The organism is Bradyrhizobium sp. CCBAU 25338, assembly GCF_028128965.1.
In the GTDB taxonomy this organism is placed as follows: domain Bacteria; phylum Pseudomonadota; class Alphaproteobacteria; order Rhizobiales; family Xanthobacteraceae; genus Bradyrhizobium; species Bradyrhizobium liaoningense.
Genome location: NZ_LFKY01000042.1, coordinates 1 through 19832, shown reverse-complemented (window position 1 = coordinate 19832; position 19832 = coordinate 1). Strand labels below are relative to the sequence as shown.

Sequence of the window (19832 nt, the reverse complement as noted above, 5' to 3'; positions counted from 1 at the left end):
ACCCGGATCACATCTTCGATGCGATCCGACCTCTCTCCGCAAGCCGGGAGAGGTGAAGAAAAGCTACGCTCCGATCCGTCGCAGCGCCTCTGCAACGGTCACGATCGGCATGTTGCGCTTGCCAGCGGCCTCCAGCGCATGACGCATCAGGTGCGGCGTGCAGCCATAGGGGCTTGGCGTATCGGCGACGTCGTGGCCGTAGAAGATCAGCCAGCCGCCGCTTGCGACCGCCTCGTCGAAATAGCGATCGACGCCCGCCGCATCGATCTCGCAATCCACAAGCGGCGAGGCGCGCAGGAACTGGAGATCGATGACGTCGCTGTTGACGCCGGGAAGAATGCCGCGCGCGGAACGGAAGGCTTTTGCGAGTTGCGGCTTGCGCCAGACCGAGGCGATCCCATAGGGGTAGGCGAAGTTCTCCAGCGTGATCGAGGAATCGATATCGCGGAAATGACTGCGGTTCCGCTCGATCTCGCAAGCCATCGCGGCCTCATCGAGAGTGGCCGAACTCCGGTGCGAGAAGGTGTGGCAGGCAATCTCGTGACCCGCCCTGTGAAGCCGCACGATCGCATCGTTCGACAGACCGTGCCAATGGTCCGACGGCTGATCGATCAAGCTTCCGGCGAGATAGAACGTCCCCCGGCCGCCATGCTTCTCCAGAAGCTGGGCACCCTCGCCTGCGGCGCTATCGGGGGCATCGTCGAAGGTGAAGCTCACCATCGGCGCATGCGCGGGCAATCGGTGCGGCGCCGCGTGGAAATGCCGGGCCAGCCGATTGTTCACGCGTCCCTGGAGTGCCGACCACACGCTGCGCTTCCCGTGATTCCCTATTTCTCTACTGAAACATTCGTGCAGGTTGAGGCAAGCCTAACGCCTGGGTAATCCTAACGTGAGACCAAAACCGCTTCGGCTAGCGCGCCGCTACCGACGCGTCGGCGCCCGCGCCGAGATAGCGCAACCAGTTGCGGAATAGCATCGCCGCCGCGTTGCCAGCGCCGATATCGGCGCGCAGGTTCAGCCCAGGCAGCTCGTTGGCGAGTGCCGGATGACGCTGATGCGCCGCCTTCTTCTCGAAGCGAGCCAGTTTCTCTTCCGTCACTGCGTCAAAATAGCTCACCGGCAGGCGCGGATAATTCTCGCGCTCCCGCACGAGATAGCGGCCGATGTCGCGCAGATACTCTCGCTGGAGCGACAGCGCGTCATATTCCGGGTGGCCCTGAAAGAACACGAAGCGGCTGGCATATTGGCGGACGAAGACGTCGACGCCGGCTTGGGCCGAGCGTGTCAGCACCTGGTAACCGGCCTGCACGATGTCGCTCTCGGCGATCTCGTTCAGGCGCGAATGCGAGACCTTGAGCGGCGCAGGCGCAGCCCGGGTCAACCAATCGCGCGTCACGACGTCGCAATCGAAAATGCCGTGACATTTGGCCGGCAGCCGCCGCCGTTCGATACCATCGAGATGCAGCACCGCGGCATGCGCGGCAAGGCACGACCAGATCGTCGAGCGCGTGTTGGCCTTGGCCCAGTCGATGAGGTTCGTGAGGTCCCGCCAGTATGGCTCCTGGTCGAGCTCGGGCGCGATCGGCTCTGCGCCGGTCACGATCAGTCCGTCGAACTTGCCGCGCTCGAGATCGGAAAGGTCGGAATACTCGCTCTCGACATGCCACTTCGCTTCGGGCGACCGCTTCACGCTGGGAAGCGAGAAGCAGTGGAAGCGGATGCGGTGCGGGCCCGCAGCGGCCTGGAGCAGCTTCATGAACTGCCGCTCGGTCGCCTTCAGCGCAGGATCCGGCATGTTGTTGATCAGTCCGATCGTGAGGTCGGCGCCTGCATGGTCGCGCACGAGATCGCCCTCGCCCGGCACCAGGGCCGGACTCGATATGACTTGATCCCTGTCGATCAGGATCGTCATGGGCGACGCCGCCTACTCCGCGGCCTCGAGCCGCGCCGACGGGCAGGCCTTTTCCAGCGCCTGGTCGATGTCCTCGATGATGTCTGAAGCATGCTCGATGCCGATCGACAGACGGATGGTCTCCGGCAGCACGCCGGCAACGCGTTGCTGCTCCGCCGACATCTGCCGATGGGTCGTCGAAGCCGGATGGCAGGCCAGCGACTTGGCATCGCCGATATTGACGAGCCGCGTGATCAGCTTCAGCGCATCATAAAACGTCTTGCCGGCCTCCATGCCGCCCTTGATGCCGAAGGTGAACAGCGAGGAGGCGTTGCCATTCAGGTACTTCTGCACCAGCGGATAATAGGGACTGTCCGGAAAACCGGTGTAGTTGACCCATGCCACGCGCGGATCGCCGCGGAGGAATTCGGCGACCTTGCGCGCATTCTCGACATGGCGCTCCATGCGCAGCGCGACGGTCTCGATGCCCTGGAGCAGCAGGAAGGCGTTGAACGGCGACAGCACCGAGCCCATGGTGCGCTGATAGACGCTGCGCGCGCGCTCGATATAGGCCGTGCGGCCGAACCGCTCGGCATAGACGAGACCGTGATAGGAGGCATCCGGCTTGTTGTAGGCCGGGAAACGCTCGGCATGTTTGGCCCAGGGGAAATTTCCGGAATCGACAATGGCGCCGCCGAGCGTGGTGCCGTGACCGCCAAGGAACTTGGTCAGCGAATGCACGGCGATGTCGGCACCGTAGTCGAAGGGCTTGAGCAGGATCGGAGTTGCGACGGTGTTGTCGACGATCAGCGGCACACCATGCGCATGCGCGATCTTCGCCAGCGCCTCGATGTCGCAGACATTGCCGGCGGGGTTGCCGATGGTCTCGGCAAAGACGGCCCGGGTGTTCTCATCGATCAGCTTCTCGATCGCCTCAGGCCTGTCGCTCTCGGCGAAACGGCCGGTAATGCCTTGGCGCGGCAGGATGTGGGAGAGCAGCGTGTGCGTGGTGCCGTAAAGCTGCGGCACGGAAACGATGTTGCCGCCGTGATCGGCGACGTTGACGAAGGCGAAATGCAGCGCTGCCTGCCCGGTCGCGACTGCAAGCGCGCCGACGCCGCCTTCAAGTTGGGCGATACGCTTCTCCAGCACCGCACTGGTCGGATTGGCGATGCGGCTGTAGCGAAAACCTTCGGTCTCGAGATTGAACAGGGCGGCGCCATGATCGGCGCTGTCGAAGGCATAGGCCGCAGTCTGGTAGATCGGCACGGCCACCGCATGCGTTGTAGCCTCGGGCTCGTAGCCGGCGTGAATAGCGATCGTCTCGTTGCGCATCGTGCCACCTCCGCGTGGAGCGGGCCGCACTTATTGGCCTGTATGAGGCATGTGCGTTGTCCGCCGTCCTCGTGTTAGAGGCGGGTGGTAAAGCGGACAATAATTCGCCTAGAGATCGAGGAAGTAACCCTAACGCTTGCTGGCGAATTGGCCGAAATCCAGGTTAAATTCGATTAACCGATCACGCCATATCTTGCTCGGCGTCATCCATCTCGCCGCTGCGCGGCGAGCACCCCTCGGCCACGCGGGGAGAGGGGTGCATCGTCAACGTGGCGGTGCTTGCTTAGACTTGAGCCATGCTCGCCCAGAGGCGGTGGGAGAGCACGCCGACGCGCTTCTCTATCGCGGCCGCGGCATCGAGTGCGAGATCCTCGCGATAGCGCCCGGCAATCAGCTGCACGCCGATCGGCTTGCCGTCGTGGAGCGCCACCGGCACCACCGCGCCGGGCAGGCCCAGCACGTTGATGGCGGAGATGAAGCGGATCTCGCCCCAGAAGATCTCGCGCACGCGCTCGGAACTGACGGTGTCGTCACGCGGGCCCGGCGTCGGCTTCACCGTGGTCGGCGCCAGCACGACCGGATACTCCTCGAAGAACAACTGCCAGGCGCGGATGTGGCCGTTGCGCGCGGCAGTCGCCTGCATCCAGGCTTTGAGATCGAGCACGTTGGCCTTGGCCTTCATGCCGCCCCAGGCTTTGTGGAAATCCTCGGACGTGACCTTCAGCATGCCGGCCTCCTGCATCACCACGGTCTCGTTGGTGATGATGTCGCACCAGGTCTGCCAGACCCCGTTGATGTCGGGCACCTCGACCTCGCTGACGCGATAGCCGGAACGCTCGAGATGGTCGGCGGCCTGGCGCAGCGCCGCGGCGACAGAGGGATCGACGTCCATGTCCTCGGGGATCTTCGCCAGCGCGACCTTGATCGGCCCCTTCGGCTTGGGTCCGATCAGCGGTGCCGGCACCCACCAGGGGTCGCGCGGATCGCGCTGGCTCATCGCCTCCAGCGCGAGGCGGACGTCGGCGACATGGCGGGCGAGCGGCCCCTGCGCCGACATCAGATGCGCCAGCATCGGCCTCTCCGCCGTTGCGCTTCCGTTGAAGGCGGGGATGCGGCCCTGCGTCGGCTTGATGGTGGCGACGCCGTTGCAATGCGCCGGCCAGCGCAGCGAGCCGCCGATGTCGTTGCCATGGGCGATGGTGCCGATGCCTGCCGCGACCGCCGAACCCGCACCGCCCGAGGAGCCGCCGCAGGTGATACCGGGATCCCAGGGATTCAGCGTCAGCCCGTGCAGGGGATTGTCGGTGAAGCCGCGGAAGGAGAATTCCGGGGTGTTGGTGAGACCAAGGACGATGGCGCCGGCCTTCTTGAGGTTGCGGACAACAGGCGCATCCGACGGCGCGATGAGATCCTTGTTGGCGGGAACGCCGTTGAAGTTGGGCCGGCCTTCATAGTCGACATTCTCCTTGATGGTGATGGGCACACCGTGCAGGAGGCCGAGCTCGCCGCCCTTGGCGCGCTGCTTGTCGGCGGCGTGCGCCGCCGCGAGCGCTTCTTCCGAGAGATCCACGACAACCGCATTGAGCCCTGGATTGACGAGGCGCATCCGTTCGAGATGCGTTTCCACGACTTCGACCGCGGAGATTGCGCCGGAGCGGATCGCGGCCGCGGTATCGACCGCGGACCATTGCCAGGCCGGTCCTCTGGGCCGGCGCCCGGTGGCTGATTTGCGCGCGGCGGCCTTCTTGGCTGGCTTGATCACTTTCGCAGCGACGCCCTTTCGGGCTGAGGCCTTCTTGCTCGATGTCTTCGTTGCCGCTTTCCTGGAAGTACTTTTCTTCTTGGTTGCCGTTTTCTTCGCCACGTCGCATCTCCTGAAATTGCGCGGCGGAGGTTACGGACGACGATGCGGCGTGTACAGCGGCGTTTCTGCATGGCGCATTGCGACGGTACATCGATGCGACGAATTGCCGGCGTCCCCTGGCCTAAACAGGCGGCGGATTCAGCCGGGCAAAACCCTGCTGGACGCGATAGGGATAGTAGGGATAGGGCGGCATCACCGCGCTGGCCTCGTCGAGACGCTTGATCTGATCCGCGCTCAGAGGCCAGCCTACTGCGCCGAGATTGTCGCGCAGCTGCGCTTCGTCGCGAGCGCCGATGATGACGGAGGCGATCGTGGGGCGCCTCAGCAGCCAGGCGATCGCGACCTGCGGCACGGTGCGGCCGGTCTCCATCGCGACCGCGTCCAGCACGTCGACGACGGCGTAGAGCGTCTCCTCGCGCACGGGCGGACCGAACTGTGCGGTCGCGTGCAGGCGGCTGTTCGGCGGCAGCGGCTGGCCGCGCCGGATCTTTCCGGTGAGGCGGCCCCAGCCGAGCGGACTCCAGACCAGTGCACCCACCCCCTGGTCGCGCGCGAGCGGCATCAACTCCCACTCGTAGTCTCGGCCGAGCAACGAGTAGTAGACCTGATGCGCGACATAGCGCGGCCAGCCGTGCCGGTCCGCAATGGCGAGCGACTTCATCAACTGCCAGCCGGCGAAATTGGAGACGCCGACATAGCGCAGCTTGCCCGCGCGCACGAGCATGTCGAGCGTCGACAGCACCTCCTCGATCGGGGTGAAGGCGTCGAAAGCGTGGAGCTGGAGCAAGTCGATGTGGTCAGTGCCGAGCCGGCGCAGCGCCGCGTCAACCGAGGTCAGGAGCCGCTGCCGCGACGAGCCCGCATCGTGCGGCCCCTCGCCCATCGGCAAGCTCATTTTGGTCGAGATTAGCACCTTGTCGCGCCGGCCCCTGATCGCAGCGCCGAGAATCTCCTCGGACGCGCCGTTCGAATAGACGTCGGCGCTGTCGAACAGATTGACGCCGGCATCGAGGCAGATGTCGATCAGCCTGCGCGCTTCGTCTGCATTGCTGCGGCCCCAGGCCGAGAACAGGGGGCCCTGACCGCCGAAGGTGCCGGTGCCGAAGCTGAGGACGGGGACCCTGAGTCCGGAGGCCCCGAGATTGCGGTATTCCATTGTGGGTCTCCTTCGCTATTCCGCCGGGCACACCGCGGCGACGACCGACGCGCGCTCGAGCCGAAGGCTCCACAGCGCCAGCGCGAGGCCGATCGCGGTGATGCCGGCAGCGACCAGCGGCAACGCGGGAAGGCCGAACCCGCGGTCGATGGTGAAGCCGCCGGCCCAGGCGCCGAGCGCGTTGCCGAGATTGAACGCGGCGATGTTGAGGCTGGAGGCGAGCGTGCGGCCGCCGGGGCCGGCTGCCTCCAATACGCGAAGCTGGAGCGGGGCGACGGTTGCGAAGGCGGCGATGCCGAGCAGCAGGATCACCGCGATGGAAAGGATCTTGATTGATAGCACGGCTGCCAGCCCAAGCAGCACGATCGCAAGCGCGGCAAGCGTGCCGGTCAAGGCCCGTGCCAGGCCGCGGTCCGCAAGCTTGCCGCCGGCGACGTTGCCGATCGCGAGACCGACGCCGAACACCAGCAGGATCGGCGAGACGGCAGCCTCCGAGAAACCGGTGAAACGCGTCAGGATCGGCTGGATATAGGTGAAGACGACGAACAGGCCGGCGAAGCCAAACACGGTCATGGCGAGGCCGAGCAGCACCTGCGGACGACCGAGCACAGCGACCTCTTCGGCTAGCGAGATCGGCTTGTCGCCATTGCCGACATGGCCAGGCACGAGCGCGGCGACCACCGCGAACGCGATCACGCCGATGACCGTCACGGCCCAGAACGCGGCGCGCCAGCCGAGCATCAGACCGAACCACGCGCCGAAGGGTACGCCCAGGAGCGTGGCGACCGTCAGACCGATGAACATGGTGGCGATCGCGGAGGCACGCTTGTCCTCGGCGACGAGGCCGGTGGCCACGACCGAGCCGACACCGAAGAACGTGCCATGGGCGAGCGAGGTCAGCACGCGCGCAGCCATCAGCAGTTCGTAATTCGGGGCCAGCGCGCAAGCCGCATTGCCCAGCGTGAAGATCGCCATCAGCGCGAGCAGTACTGTTTTCCGTGGCATCCGCCGCGTCGCCAGAGTCAGCACCGGCGCGCCGACGAACACACCGAGTGCATAGCCCGATATCAGCAGGCCGGCGACCGGCACGGAAACATGCATGTCGGCGGCGACCTGGAGCAAGAGGCCCATGATGATGAATTCGGTGGTGCCGATGCCGAAGGCACCGGCGGTGAGCGCGAGGACGGCGGGAGGCATGCATGGCTCCGATGGATGAGACGAAGCCCCGCAGATAGCGGCATGGCCGCAAAACCATTAGAATGTCGGCAATCCAATCATTTGTGACGTGAATTCAACATGGCCCGTTTCGACACCAACCGCTCCGCCGAAATGGAGGTTTTCGTCCGCGTGGTCGATCTCGGCGGCTTCACCCAGGCTGCGCGAAAGCTGCGCCTGACGCCGTCGGGCGTCAGCAAGCTGATGTCGCGGCTGGAGGCGCGGCTCGGCGCGCGACTCGTCAACCGCACCACGCGCAAGCTGACGCTGACCGAGGAGGGCCAGGCCTTCTACGAGCGGGCCGTGCGCATCCTTGCCGAAATGGAGGAGGCCGAGCGCGAGGCGGCCTCAGGCGCGGCGCCGCGCGGCCGCCTCACGGTCAATTGCAACATTCCCTTCGGCATGCTGCATGTGGTGCCGTTGGTCCCGCGCTTCCTGGAACGGCATCCCGACGTCACGCTCGATCTCGTGCTGACCGACACGCTGATCGACCTGATGCAGGAGCGCGCTGACGTCGCCATCCGCGTCGGCCCGCTGCGGGCCTCGCGTCTCGTCGCGCGAAAGCTCGGCAGCAGCCGCATGGTCGTGGTCGGCGCGCCGGACTACCTCGCCCGTTGCGGCACGCCGAAAACGCCGGCGGACCTTGCCGATCACCGTGGCATCGGCTGGACTTTTCCGCGCAGCATCCGCGGTTGGCCGTTCAGGCGCGGAGATCACACCGAGGAGGCCGTGCCCACACCCGTCGCGCGCGCCAGCGACGGTGAAGCCGCCCGCCGCCTTGCGCTGGGCGGCGTCGGGCTTGCCCGGCTCGCCCTCTTCCACATCGGCCCGGACATCGAATCCGGCCGCCTCGTCCCGGTGCTGCAAAACTACAATCCCGGCGACCGCGAAGACATCCACGCCGTCTATGTCGGCCACACCGCGCCGCTGCCCGCGCGCGTGCGTGCGTTCATCGATTTCCTGGCCGAGCACGTGCAGGTGAGCGATCCGGCGTTGAAGAGGGCGGGCGATGGAAGGTGGGGATTGGTATGATGAGGCTGGCGAAGGGACTGTCGATCGACTGCGCTAATATGAGCCGAACGTTCCAGCTCCGGCGCTGCGGCGAGCAAACGGACAAACCACCGCGGCGGCGTCTCAGGAATCCACCGCCGCAGAGTCGGCTGAGTTGCGCCACCCTGGCCGAAATCACGAAGCCGCAGTCGCCCGCTTCGTCCTCGCTGCCAATGCAACGCTCAGCCGTTCGAGCACCACGAAGAACGGCGGCACGAAGAGCACGGCGAGGAAGGTCGAAGCCAACATGCCGCTCACGACCGCCAGCCCGATCGAAACACGGGCGCCGGCGCCTGCCCCGCTGGCGAACACCAGCGGGAGCATGCCGAATATGAAGGCGCACGAGGTCATCAGGATCGGGCGCAGGCGCAGCCGTGCCGCCTCGATCGCCGCCTCGGCGATCTCCATGCCCTCGGCCCGCTTCTCGCGCGCATATTCGACCACCAGGATGGCGTTCTTGGCAGCGAGCGCGATCAGCAGGACGATGCCGATCTGGGTGTAGAGGTTGTTCGGCATGCCCGTCGCATCGAGCGCGATGACCGTGCCGAGCAGCGCGAGCGGCACGGCGAGGATCACCGCGAGCGGCTGCAGCCAGCTCTCATATTGACCGGCGAGGATGAAATAGACGAGCACCAATGCAATGAGGAAGACGCGATAGATCTGGTTGCCGACGATCTGTTCCTGATAGGACATGCTGGTCCAGGCGGTACCCATGCCGGGCGGCAGCGACTTGGCCGCGACCTCGCTCATCAGCGACATCGCCTCTCCGGAACTGAAACCGGTAGCCGGACTGCCGGTGACGGTCGCCGCGGGATAAAGATTGTACAGCGTGATCAGCGGCGGGCCGACCTCATCCTTGATGGCGGCGACCGTGCCCAACGGCACCATCCGGCCATCGGCACCCTTGACCTTCAGCTTGAGGATGTCGTCGGGCTGGAGCCGGAACGCGGCATCCGCCTGGACGTAGACCTTGAACACGTAATTGTACTTGGTGAACTGGTTGACGTAGGTCGACCCCATATAGGTCTCCAGCGCCGAGAAGACCTGGCCGACGGTGATGCCGATGGCCTCAGCCTTGGTGCGATCCACCACCAGACGGAACTGCTTGACCGCCCCCTTGAAGTTCGGCGCGACATGGGCAAGTCCGGTCTGCGTCGACGCATTGGCGGCGAGCTGGTCGACGGCGTTCTGCAACGCCACGAAATCGGAGCTGCCGTCCTTGATCTGCACCATCATCGTGAACCCGCTGGCATTGCCGATGCCCTGGATCGGCGGCGGCAGCATGATCAGCGCCGTCGCGCTGTCCATGCCGTCGAGGGCGGCTCGGGCATTGGCCGTAATGCTGCCGATGCTGAGATCGCCCGTCTTTCGGTCGTCCCAGGGCTTGAGCACCACGTAGAGCATGCCGGCGTTGTACAGCGTCGCGTTGTTGTCGAGCGGCGAGATGCCGGACACCGCAATCACGTCCTCGACGCCGGGGACCGCCTGCACGAGCTTTACCGCGTCCGCGACGGCAGTTTCTGTCCGGTGCGCGGAAGCCGCGTCGGGCAGCTTGAGACTGACGACGAAATAGCCCTGATCCTCGTCCGGCAGGAAGCCGGTCGGCACCGTCGAGAGGCTGTAGAACGCAACACCGATCAAGGCGATGCCGAGCAATGCAACCGGAATGCTCAAGGCGACGATACGGCTGATCAGCGCCGTGTACAGCATCTCGGCGCGCCCGTAGACGGCGTTGAAGGCGCGCGCGGCGACGTTGCGCTCCTGCGGCGGCACCGACGGCCGCAGCCACAACGCGCATTGCGTCGGTTTCAGCGTCACGGCGTTTATCGCGGAGATCACTGCGGTCGCGGCGATCACGAGCGCGAACTGCTGATACATCTTTCCAGTCAGTCCGGACAAGGTCGCTGCCGGCAGGAACACCGCCATCAGCACCAGGGTGATGCCGATCACGGGGCCGAACAGCTCGGACATCGCCTTCACCGCAGCTTCGCGGCTGGACATGCCGCCATCCAGATGACGCGCCACGCCCTCGACGATCACGATGGCGTCGTCCACCACGATGCCAATGGCGAGAACCAGCGCGAACAGGCTCGTCGTATTGACGGTGAAGCCGAGCAGCGACATCGCGGCGAACGCGCCGATGATGGTTACCGGCACCGTCGTCGCCGGCACCAGCATCGCCCGCCAATCCTGCAGGAACGCGAGGATCACGATCAGCACGAGCCCGGCGGCGATCACCAGTGTCTCGTAGACTTCGCGGACCGAAGCGGTGATGAACTTGGTGCTGTCGAACGAGACCTTGTAGGCGAGCCCGGACGGGAACGATTTCGACAGCTCGTCCATCTTGCTCTTGACGCTCTCGGCGACCGTCAGGGCGTTGGCACCGGACAGCTGCGAGACCGCTATCGCCGCCGATGGCCGGCCGTTCAGCGTCGCGGTCTGGCCGTAGGACGCAGCGCCGAGCTCGATCCGGCCGACGTCGCGGATGCGGACGATCCTGCCGCCCTCGCCGCTCGCCACCTTGACCACGATGTTCTCGAACTCGGCCGCCTCGGAGAACCGGCCGGTGACATTGAGCACGTATTGGAAGTTGACGGTGTCCGGCGTGGGCGGCGCCCCGACGAGACCGGCGGTCACCTCGTTGCTCTGCTGCTGGATCGCCGAGGTCACATCGCTCGGGGTCAAGCCGAACGCCTGCAGGCGGCCGGGATCGAGCCAGATGCGCATCGCGTAGGCTCCCGACCCCAGCACCGTGACGTTGCCGACGCCGGGAACGCGCGCCAGCTCGTTCTGGAGGTGGATGGTGGCGTAGTTGGCGAGGAACAGGTTGTCGTAGCGGCCCTCGGGAGAATAGAGATTGATGAACTGAAGAATCGAGGTCTGCTTCTTCTGGACATTCAATCCCTGCGTCGAGACCGCGCTGGGCAGTTGCGCGCTCGCCAGCGAGACCCGGTTCTGCACCAGAACCTGCGCCGTGTCCGGATCCGTGCCGATGTCGAAGGTGACGACAAGACTATAGCTGCCGTCGCTCGCACTGGTCGACTGCATGTAGATCATGTGGTCGACGCCATTGACCTGCTGCTCGACGGGAAGAGCGACCGTATCCATCACGGTGCGCGCGCTGGCGCCGGGATAGGTCGCCGTCACCGATACGGTCGGCGGCACCACATTTGGATATTGCGACACCGGCAGGCTCGCCAACGCCAGCGCGCCGACCAGGACGATGAGGAACGCCAGCGTGTTCGAGAGCACAGGCCGTTCGATGAAGAAGCGCGAGAACATGAGAGCCTTGTGTGTGCCGGTGACCTATTGCAAGCTTCGTCCCGACCCCGCCGCCGGGACCGGAGAGGCAGGTGCGGGCGTCGAGCCTTGGCCGGCGGCGGCCATTGTGCCCGCGACGGGATCGACCGTGTTGCCGGCGACCGCGCGCTGGATCGATCCGATCACGACCTTGTCGTCGGCCTTGAGCCCGCCGGTGATGACACGAAGCTGGCCTTCCACCGGACCGGTCGTCACCTGACGCTGCGCGACCACCTTGTCCTCGCCGACCACCATCACATAGCTGCCGGCCTGGTTCGACATCACAGCGGTGTCATTGACGAGCAGCGCGTTCTCGATCTTGCCGACCGGAACGCGAACACGCACGAACAGGCCGGGCACCAGCGCGATATCCTTGTTCTCGAACACCCCGCGCAGTTGCAGCGTGCCGGTATTGGGGTCGAGTTGCGGGGCGATGTAGTCGATTTTGCCCTTGTACTGAAACGCGGCATCCGCGGCGAGCGCCACCTCGACCGATCGCTCCTCGGCCTTCTCGCGCAGGTCCCTGAGCGTCTTGCCCTGCTTGGCAAGGGCATCACGCATGTCGATCTGCTGCTGCTCGGAGATGTTGAAATAGACGTGGATCGGATTGACCTGAAGCACCGTCGCGAGCTTGGTCGGACCGGACTGGCCGACCAGCGAGCCGACCTCGGCAAGGTGCCGCGTAACCACTCCGTCGAAGGGCGCGCGCACCGTGGTATAGCCGAGCGACGTCTGCGCGAGCCTGAGGCTGGCTTCGTTGGCGGCGAGCTGGGCGTTCGCCATCTCGTAGTTCATCGTCGCCTCGTCGACCGCACGCTGGGTGGAAACGTCCTTCTGACCCAGCGTGACCTGCCGATCGTACTCCCGCTTGCTATTCACCTGCTTGGCTTTTGCGCTCTCCACCTGCGCCTGCTGCAGATCGAATTGCGCCTGGTACTGGTCCCTCTCGATCTCGAACAGCACACGGTCCTTCCTGACCGCTTCGCCATCGCGATAGCCGATCGCCGTGAGGAAGCCCTGAACGCGGGCCTCCACGTCGACTGCGGCGAGCGGCGCGGTGTTGCCGGTGAACTCTGCGTACAGGGTGACCGGCCGCTGGATCGGGCTTGCCACCGCCACCTTTGCCGGCGGCGGCGCAGCATACCGGTTCTTCTCGTTACAGCCGGACAGAGCCGGCATGGCGCAAGCCAGGCCCGCTAAAATCGCCAAGCGAGCCGACCGGCCGGCAAAACCACGCCCCGTTAGTACCAACGTCTCCATCTCTACTATCCCCCGCCATGCGGACCATCCATGTCGGCCGCGGTCTGTTTCGTCTGCATACTCCATCGCCCCGGTGCTTCGCCCTGCATCCGGCGCACCGCCCGCAGTCGTTCCGAAAACGTGCGGACATCCCCCGCGTCCGGGCTCACGGCATGAGCCCATGTCGGCGCAGCGATCGTTTGGGCGCGCCCGGCTCGATCGCAACGTCACCTCATCGGCGCAAGCGGCCACGGAATTGGCCAGGGGCCCCAGGCCTGGCGCTCATGAATGCCTCTTTGATGCCCCCTTGGCGCATTGCGGCAGCCGCAGCATTGCCAATGCGGATCAAGTTACCGCGCTTACGCAATCGAGAATCAATCGACTGGCCCAGCTATATACAAAAGAATCAGGGCCGGGGCATTTCCCGCGGAAGGTGTTTGGGAGGCGGAGATTGCAGCCGGTCGCGGCAAAGACGGCATTGGCAGCGTTGCCGCTTCGCAAGACAATGCCGCCTTGCGAATCGTACCTTCATCAAAGGTGCGAATGTAGTGTTGCTGATCGCCAGCCACTCATCCGCCCTTCACGCTTCGCCGCGGATTTCGGAGATAGAGAAACTTGAATCGCGGAAGATTGTCTATCTGCACCCCATTCACGCAAGCGCCCAACCTGGGAAGGCCGGCCTTGTCCTCGTCGTGCAAAATGTCATGGCCGGCGATGTCGGTACCAGGCGCGCGTTGCAGCGGAATGAAGACTTCGCTTGCAGCATGGGGGTGGTGGACTTGCCACTCGAGCTTGGCGGCGAGCTTCCTGGGGATTGCCCACAGGGTCCGGCGGGCCGCCTCCATCGGTCGTACGAACAAAGAGGTCGTGAGCCGGCGAACGAAGCGGTCAAACCGCGCAGATGGCGGAGAGAGTGGGATTCGAACCCACGGTACGGTTTCCCGCACACACGCTTTCCAAGCGTGCGCCTTAAGCCACTCGGCCATCTCTCCGGAGCGCCCTCTCTTGAAGGGGCGCCAATGATTTTGCAAGGGATCGCGGGGCAAATCGGGCGATTTTCCGCAACTTATTGTATTTACGGGATAATATCTGGCGCTCTACGTGTGCCTTGACCCGCCTGTCGGCTGAACCGCAGGCCGGTTTGGCACGACGATTTCACGGTGAGCCGCCAAACACGATCGGGGACGCCATGCCCATCTGCAGGACCATCGCCGCCCTTGGCCTGATTTCGGCCCTTGGCTCCGCCTTCGCTGTGCCCGCCGCCGCGCAGGTGTGCGCCCGGCAAGGCGTCGACGTCAGCTGCGACGACGGCCGGCGCGGGGTGCTTTCGGGCGATGCCATCCTCTGGCCGGATGGCACGCGCTCGAGCTCGACGCCGCATCAGAGCGTGGTCATCGGCAACAAGAGCTCGGTCCATGTCGGGCCAGGCGTGTTCGTCGGCCAGGGCAAGGGCGTGGTGCCGCTGGACGATCCCAACGCGCCGAACAAGCGACAATGCGCGATTCTGGAGGGCGTGTCGTATTGTTATTGAGGTTCGCGCCATTCGCCTGAGCCGTCATGCCCGAGGCTCCTCCCGGGCATCCACGTTCTCGGATCCGCGTGGCAAGACGTGATGGCCGGGACATGGCCGGCCATCACGCGCGGACCGAGCCTGCGAGACTCTTAAATCAACCGCACGCCTGATATCGCCGACTTCAGCCAGCGCAGTGCCTGCGGCGGCTGGGCTGCGAGCGGCGCGACCGCCGCCTTCTCCGTCCGGCACTTCTCAAGCTCAGCGACGAAGTCGGCGGACCATTGCTGGATGGTGTGGCCGCGCAGCTTCTTCATCATCGCGTCCCAGCGCATCTTGCGCTCGGTGAGCGGCATGGAGGCCGCGACCGCGATCGCACGCGCCATACCGTCGACGTCGTGAGGATTGACCAGCAGTGCGGTGTCGAGCTCGTTGGCGGCGCCCGCGAATTTCGACAGCACCAGCACGCCGGGATCGGCTGGGTTTTGCGCGGCGACATATTCCTTGGCAACGAGGTTCATGCCGTCGTGCAGCGGCGTCACCACGCCGATCTGCGCCGTGCGGTAGAGACCCGCGAGCACGGCCTGGCTGAAGCCCTTGTTCAGATATCGGATCGGCGTCCAGTCGACCTCGCCGTGGCGGCCGTTGACGTCGGACACGAGGCGCGCCACCTCGCTCTGGAGACTGCCATAGGCCTCGATGCCGCCGCGCGAGGGGTTGGCGATCTGGAGCAGCGAGATGCTGCGTGCCAGTTGCGGCTGCTCGGTCCAGAGCCGGTCGAACGCGCTGATGCGGTTGACGAGACCCTTCGAATAGTCGAGCCGGTCGACGCCGATCGCGAGCCGCTCGCCGTTGAGGCTGCGCCGCAGCCGCGACACATCGGGGTGCGAGGCAGACTTCGCAGCATATTGCGCGAACTTCTCCGCATCGATGCCGATCGGAAACACTTCACAGCGGGTACGCCCGTGCTGCGAGGTCACAACGCCGTCCTCGACGGCGAGGTCGAGCTCACCGCCGACATAACCGAGAAAGTTCTGGCGATCTTCCTCGGTCTGGAAGCCGAGCAGGTCGTAGGCCAGCATCGCCGTGATCAGCTCGCGATGGTTGGGCACGCCCTGCATCACCGCGGCGACGGGCCACGGCGTATGCAGGAAGAAGCCGATGGGATCATCGACGCCGAGGTCACGCAGCTCGGCGCCGAGCGCGAGGAAATGATAGTCCTGCACCCAGAACGCCGTCTTGGCTTTTCGGAAGCGCAGCAGGGCGCGCGCCATGAAGGCGTTGACCTCGCGATAGCTGACATAGTCCTCCCGCGAGACGCGGATCAGATCGCTGCGCGAATGCAACGCCGGCCACAGCGCCGAATTGGCAAAGCCTTCATAGTAACCGCCATAATGCGCCGCCGGCAGGTCCAGCGTCGCAATCGCGCCGGTCCCGAGCGCCTCGATCTCGGCAAAAGGCTCCTTCTGATGGCCATCGCGCACACGGCCGGAGGAACCGACCCAGATCGCACCAGAATGTTCCACCACGGGAAGCAGTGCCGCCGCAAGGCCGCCCGTCATGGGCTCGTTGGGTTTGCCGCGCGCGACGCGATTTGAAACGATAACCAAGTTCACAGGTCGTCCCCTCCTGTTCATTCCACCTCGTTTAACTGCCGTTCATCAATATGGTTCCTGATCATCGTTTCAACCAATTGAAACCAAAATCAGGCGCGCGCGTTGGAACTGGTTTCGCTTGCGGAACCCAGGAATATCGCTGCAAAGACGGCTTTTCCGGTCGTGTTGCGCAGCATGTATCGCGGTACGCAATGACGCTGCGCTCAGGGCTTTGTGTCTGCGAGGTGGCGCTGCCTTCGTTTCACCTCGGATCGAGCAGGTGCGCAAGGAACGCGCGCACGTCCGCCGGCGCATCGAAGTGGCCATTCACGCCCATGGCGCGGCGACCTACGGAGAAGGCGAGCCCGTTCATGTCGGGCATGATCGCGAATACCGTTTCGTCGGTGACGTCATCGCCGATGAACATCGGGCGTCGTCCCCTGAACGGCTCGTGCTTCATCAATTCGCGCACGCCGCTCGCCTTGGTGAAGCCGGAATGCTTGATCTCGCAGACGAACTTTCCGGGCAGCACCTCGATCGGCGCATTGGGCAGGTCGGCGCGGATCAACGAGACGGCTTCGTAGATCGCCTTCTCCGCATGCGGCGCGAGACGGTAATGCAGCGCAAGCGAGTAGCCCTTGTCCTCGAGCAGAATGCCCGGGCTGAGCTTGGCGACCGCAGCCAGGCGCCGCTTCAGCTCCTTGTCGAGCGGGGGCGCATGGACAGCATCGGCCTCGTTGTCGACCGACAGCCGCATTTCGGCGCCGTGGCCGGCGACGGCACGAAACACGTCCGGCGCGAAGATCAGGTCGATATCGTTGAGCGAACGGCCGCTGACCAGCGCCAGCGCGCCGGACGTGCACTCGGTCAGCCGGCCCAGCGTTTCCGACAGGCCCGGCGGCACCCACACCTCGCGCGGTGTCGGCATCAGGTCGAGCAGCGTGCCGTCGATGTCGAGCAAAATGGCGATCTCGTCGAGATGCGGCACCAGCGCATGCGGCACCGGCACCGCTTCGGGCGCATCGTCATCCAGCATGGTGCGCTTCTGGTCCAACGCCATCTCCGCAAGTTCCGATTTCATCAGTCTACTCCATAAAGGCGAGCGGCCGCGCGATTTGTTCGAGCGATTTGCGCTCCGCTGAGACGGCGTAGCGCCACGCCACGATCGCAGCCGCGATCATCAGGACTGCCCCCAGCAAATAGCCGGCGAACACGCTATTGCGTGATCCCGTGTCGATCAACGCGCCGAACAGCGCCGGCCCGATCACGCCACCGATGCCGGTACCGACGGCGTAGAACACCGCGATCGCCAGCGCGCGAACCTCCAACGGAAACGTTTCGCTGACGGTAAGATAGGCCGCGCTCGCAGCAGGCGAGGCAAAGAAGAAGATCACCATCCAGGCCACGGTCTGCCCTTGCGCGCTCAGCACGCCGATCGAGAACAGATAACCCGATATCGCCAGTAGCACGCCCGATGCGCCATAGGTGAACATGATCATGGTGCGGCGGCCGAGCGTATCGAACAGACGGCCGAGCAGCAGGGGCCCGAGGAAATTGCCGGCAGCGAAGGGCAGCAGGTACCAGCCGACTTGATCGGCACTGATGCCATAGAAATCGGTCAGCACCAACGCGAAGGTGAAGAAGATGGCGTTGTAGAAGAACGCCTGGGCGCTCATCAGCACGAGGCCGACCACCGCGCGCTGGCGATAGGCCGAGAACAACGTATGCGCGACCTCGCGGAGCGGCGTGTGATCGCGCATTCTCAGGCGGATCTTCGTGAAGCGCCAGTCCGTCAGGTCCTGATCATGCCCGATCACCGAACGCTCGATCCCGTCGACGATGACATGTGCTTCGTCGGGACGGCCATGGATCATCAGCCAGCGCGGACTTTCCGGGATCCACATTCGCATCAACAGCACGACGAGGCCGAGGGTCGCGCCTATGAGAAAAGCCAGGCGCCAGCCGAGATCGGGATCGATCACGGCCGGATCGAGCAGCACGATGGCCGCCACCGCGCCCATCGCGGCGCCGATCCAGAAACTGCCGTTGATGACGAGATCGGTCCAGCCGCGATAGCGCGCCGGCACCAATTCCTGGATGGTCGAATTGATCGCGGTGTACTCGCCGCCGATACCGGCGCCGGTGAGGAAACGAAACAGTGCGTAGCTCGCGACGTCCCATGACAGCGCGGTCGCCGCCGTTGCCGAGAGATAGAGCGCAAGCGTGATGAAGAACAGCTTCTTGCGGCCGATGCGGTCGGTGAGCCAGCCGAAGCCGAGCGCGCCGAGCACGGCGCCCGCCAGATAGGCGGAGTTGGCGATGCCGAGATCGAGATTGGAGAACTGCAGCGAGGGACTCTGCTTCAGCGCCCCCGATAGCGCACCGGCCAGGGTCACCTCGAGCCCGTCGAGAATCCAGGTGATGCCCAGCGCGAGCACGACGCGGGTGTGGAAGCCGCTCCACGGCAGCGCGTCGAGCCGCGAGGGAATGCTGGTCTCGACGATACGGTCGGTCGCGGTCGCCGCCGGGACTACGGGTGCATAGTTCAGCGCTGGGCTTTGCTGCAATTCCATCGGGTTGTTGCGTCTGATCAATGGAAAGGACCCCTCTCACGTGATGTGGACGGGTCGATCCGATCATCGGGGGTTGCGGCAATTCGCCTGCCACCTGCGACAACGCCTGCGGCGAGGCCAGGTTCCCATGGGAACGCCCGTTGGCACCGCTCGTTTCCGATGGAGCCGCAAGGAGTTGACGCATGGCTCACGTCAGAAAGACGACACATTCAAGGAAGACAGGCGCGCGCAACACCGCGCGTCGCAAGGCGAGCACGACACGCAAGAGGTCAAATCGCCGTGCAGCACCGAAGCGCTGGTCGCAACGGGTGACGCAGGAGAGCGACGCACTCGATCTCAAGCGCGGAGTGTTCAAGCTCAAGGATCCCGGGAAGATCGCGCCCTCCCTGAAGCGCTCGGCGGAGCACAGCTCGCGTCGCAAGACCGGCGCCTATCGCTCGGCGCTGTCGATGCTGACCTTCTACATCAACCGCGCCGGCAAGACGCTGCCGAAGACGCAGCGCACGCGACTGGAGCGCGCGAAGGTGGAGCTGAAGCGAGCCTTCGGGAAGGAGTGAGGCTCACATGGCGTCTGCTACTCCGCTCTCGTCGCGCGACGACAGCGGAGATGAGGCAGCGCGGACTTCGGAGGCCGTGAACCTACGCCGCCCTTATGTTCGCCATGAAGCGGTCGAGCTCGGCGCGCAGGCGGGTGCTTTCGCTCGACAGGGTCTTGGCCGAATTCAGCACCTCTTCCGAGGCCGAGCCCGTCTCGGCGGCGCCGCGATTGACCTCGCCGATATCGGTGGCGGCCGTCTGCGTGCCTTGCGCGACCGTCTGGACGCTGCGGGCGATCTCCTGGGTGGCGGCGCCCTGCTGCTCGACCGCGCTCGCGATCGACGTCGAGATCGACGAGATCTGGCCGATGGTCGCGCCGATCTCCTTGATCGCGGCGACCGATTCGGCGGTGGCCCCCTGCATGCCGGCGATGTGCGAGGAGATCTCGTCCGTCGCCTTCGCCGTCTGGCTCGCCAGCGATTTCACTTCGCTCGCCACCACCGCAAAGCCGCGGCCGGCCTCACCCGCGCGGGCCGCCTCGATGGTGGCGTTGAGCGCGAGAAGGTT

15 protein-coding genes and 1 tRNA gene are annotated in these 19832 nt (G+C 65.1%); 3 read left to right on the top strand and 13 right to left on the bottom strand.

All coding sequences use genetic code 11. The features are described from left to right. Nucleotides 1-63: 63 nt before the first annotated feature. The 6 genes from ACM42_RS29815 to ACM42_RS29790 all read right to left on the bottom strand — a co-directional run bounded on the left by ACM42_RS29815 (nucleotide 64) and on the right by ACM42_RS29790 (nucleotide 7443). Nucleotides 64-807 (bottom strand): polysaccharide deacetylase family protein, encoded by a 744-nt coding sequence (locus tag ACM42_RS29815; protein ID WP_271531198.1) that lies wholly within the window; start codon nucleotides 805-807, stop codon nucleotides 64-66. Nucleotides 808-910: 103 nt separating this feature from the next. After that, nucleotides 911-1912 (bottom strand): homoserine O-succinyltransferase MetA, encoded by a 1002-nt coding sequence (gene metA, locus ACM42_RS29810; RefSeq protein WP_271531197.1) that lies wholly within the window; start codon nucleotides 1910-1912, stop codon nucleotides 911-913. A 12-nt stretch (nucleotides 1913-1924) separates the two neighbouring features. Next, nucleotides 1925-3226 carry an O-acetylhomoserine aminocarboxypropyltransferase/cysteine synthase family protein gene (locus tag ACM42_RS29805; protein WP_271531196.1) on the bottom strand — a complete coding sequence of 434 codons (1302 nt, stop codon included), beginning with the start codon at nucleotides 3224-3226 and terminating at the stop codon, nucleotides 1925-1927. Between the two features lie 283 nt (nucleotides 3227-3509). Next, nucleotides 3510-5090 (bottom strand): amidase family protein, encoded by a 1581-nt coding sequence (locus ACM42_RS29800; protein ID WP_271531195.1) that lies wholly within the window; start codon nucleotides 5088-5090, stop codon nucleotides 3510-3512. 121 nt (nucleotides 5091-5211) lie between these two features. Further along, nucleotides 5212-6246 carry an aldo/keto reductase gene (locus ACM42_RS29795; RefSeq protein ID WP_271531194.1) on the bottom strand — a complete coding sequence of 345 codons (1035 nt, stop codon included), beginning with the start codon at nucleotides 6244-6246 and terminating at the stop codon, nucleotides 5212-5214. 15 nt (nucleotides 6247-6261) lie between these two features. Next, nucleotides 6262-7443, bottom strand: coding sequence for an MFS transporter (locus tag ACM42_RS29790; protein WP_271531193.1), 1182 nt, complete (start codon nucleotides 7441-7443; stop codon nucleotides 6262-6264). Between the two features lie 99 nt (nucleotides 7444-7542). On the opposite strand from ACM42_RS29790, the gene ACM42_RS29785 reads away from it, so the two are divergent. Beyond that, complete coding sequence (locus ACM42_RS29785; RefSeq protein ID WP_271531192.1) at nucleotides 7543-8493, top strand: LysR family transcriptional regulator; 951 nt, start codon at nucleotides 7543-7545, stop codon at nucleotides 8491-8493. A gap of 153 nt (nucleotides 8494-8646) precedes the next feature. On the opposite strand, the gene ACM42_RS29780 is transcribed toward ACM42_RS29785, so the two are convergent. The 3 genes from ACM42_RS29780 to ACM42_RS29770 all read right to left on the bottom strand — a co-directional run bounded on the left by ACM42_RS29780 (nucleotide 8647) and on the right by ACM42_RS29770 (nucleotide 14042). Next, nucleotides 8647-11793: an efflux RND transporter permease subunit gene (locus ACM42_RS29780; protein WP_271531191.1), complete on the bottom strand. Its 3147-nt coding sequence runs from the start codon at nucleotides 11791-11793 to the stop codon at nucleotides 8647-8649. 24 nt (nucleotides 11794-11817) lie between these two features. Continuing rightward, the gene (locus tag ACM42_RS29775; protein ID WP_271531190.1) at nucleotides 11818-12990 is read right to left on the bottom strand and encodes an efflux RND transporter periplasmic adaptor subunit; all 1173 of its coding nucleotides are present in this window, start codon (nucleotides 12988-12990) and stop codon (nucleotides 11818-11820) included. Between the two features lie 962 nt (nucleotides 12991-13952). Continuing rightward, a tRNA-Ser gene (locus ACM42_RS29770) sits at nucleotides 13953-14042 on the bottom strand. Between the two features lie 197 nt (nucleotides 14043-14239). Between ACM42_RS29770 and ACM42_RS29765 the strand changes: the two genes are divergently transcribed. Further along, on the top strand, nucleotides 14240-14581 hold the full coding sequence (locus tag ACM42_RS29765) for a hypothetical protein (protein ID WP_271531189.1): 342 nt from the start codon (nucleotides 14240-14242) through the stop codon (nucleotides 14579-14581). A gap of 131 nt (nucleotides 14582-14712) precedes the next feature. Here ACM42_RS29765 and ACM42_RS29760 read toward each other — a convergent pair whose 3' ends face one another. From ACM42_RS29760 to ACM42_RS29750, 3 genes are all read right to left on the bottom strand, one after another. After that, the gene (locus ACM42_RS29760) at nucleotides 14713-16176 is read right to left on the bottom strand and encodes a trehalose-6-phosphate synthase (protein ID WP_271531188.1); all 1464 of its coding nucleotides are present in this window, start codon (nucleotides 16174-16176) and stop codon (nucleotides 14713-14715) included. 241 nt (nucleotides 16177-16417) lie between these two features. Then, nucleotides 16418-17236 carry a trehalose-phosphatase gene (otsB, locus tag ACM42_RS29755; RefSeq protein ID WP_271531187.1) on the bottom strand — a complete coding sequence of 273 codons (819 nt, stop codon included), beginning with the start codon at nucleotides 17234-17236 and terminating at the stop codon, nucleotides 16418-16420. Between the two features lie 4 nt (nucleotides 17237-17240). Then, complete coding sequence (locus tag ACM42_RS29750; RefSeq protein ID WP_271532229.1) at nucleotides 17241-18728, bottom strand: MFS transporter; 1488 nt, start codon at nucleotides 18726-18728, stop codon at nucleotides 17241-17243. A 182-nt stretch (nucleotides 18729-18910) separates the two neighbouring features. On the opposite strand from ACM42_RS29750, the gene ACM42_RS29745 reads away from it, so the two are divergent. Next, the gene (locus ACM42_RS29745) at nucleotides 18911-19285 is read left to right on the top strand and encodes a DUF3175 domain-containing protein (protein WP_271531186.1); all 375 of its coding nucleotides are present in this window, start codon (nucleotides 18911-18913) and stop codon (nucleotides 19283-19285) included. 82 nt (nucleotides 19286-19367) lie between these two features. Here the strand turns inward: ACM42_RS29745 and ACM42_RS29740 are convergent. Beyond that, the coding region (locus ACM42_RS29740; RefSeq protein ID WP_271527495.1) for a methyl-accepting chemotaxis protein at nucleotides 19368-19832 on the bottom strand (465 nt) is incomplete at its 5' end.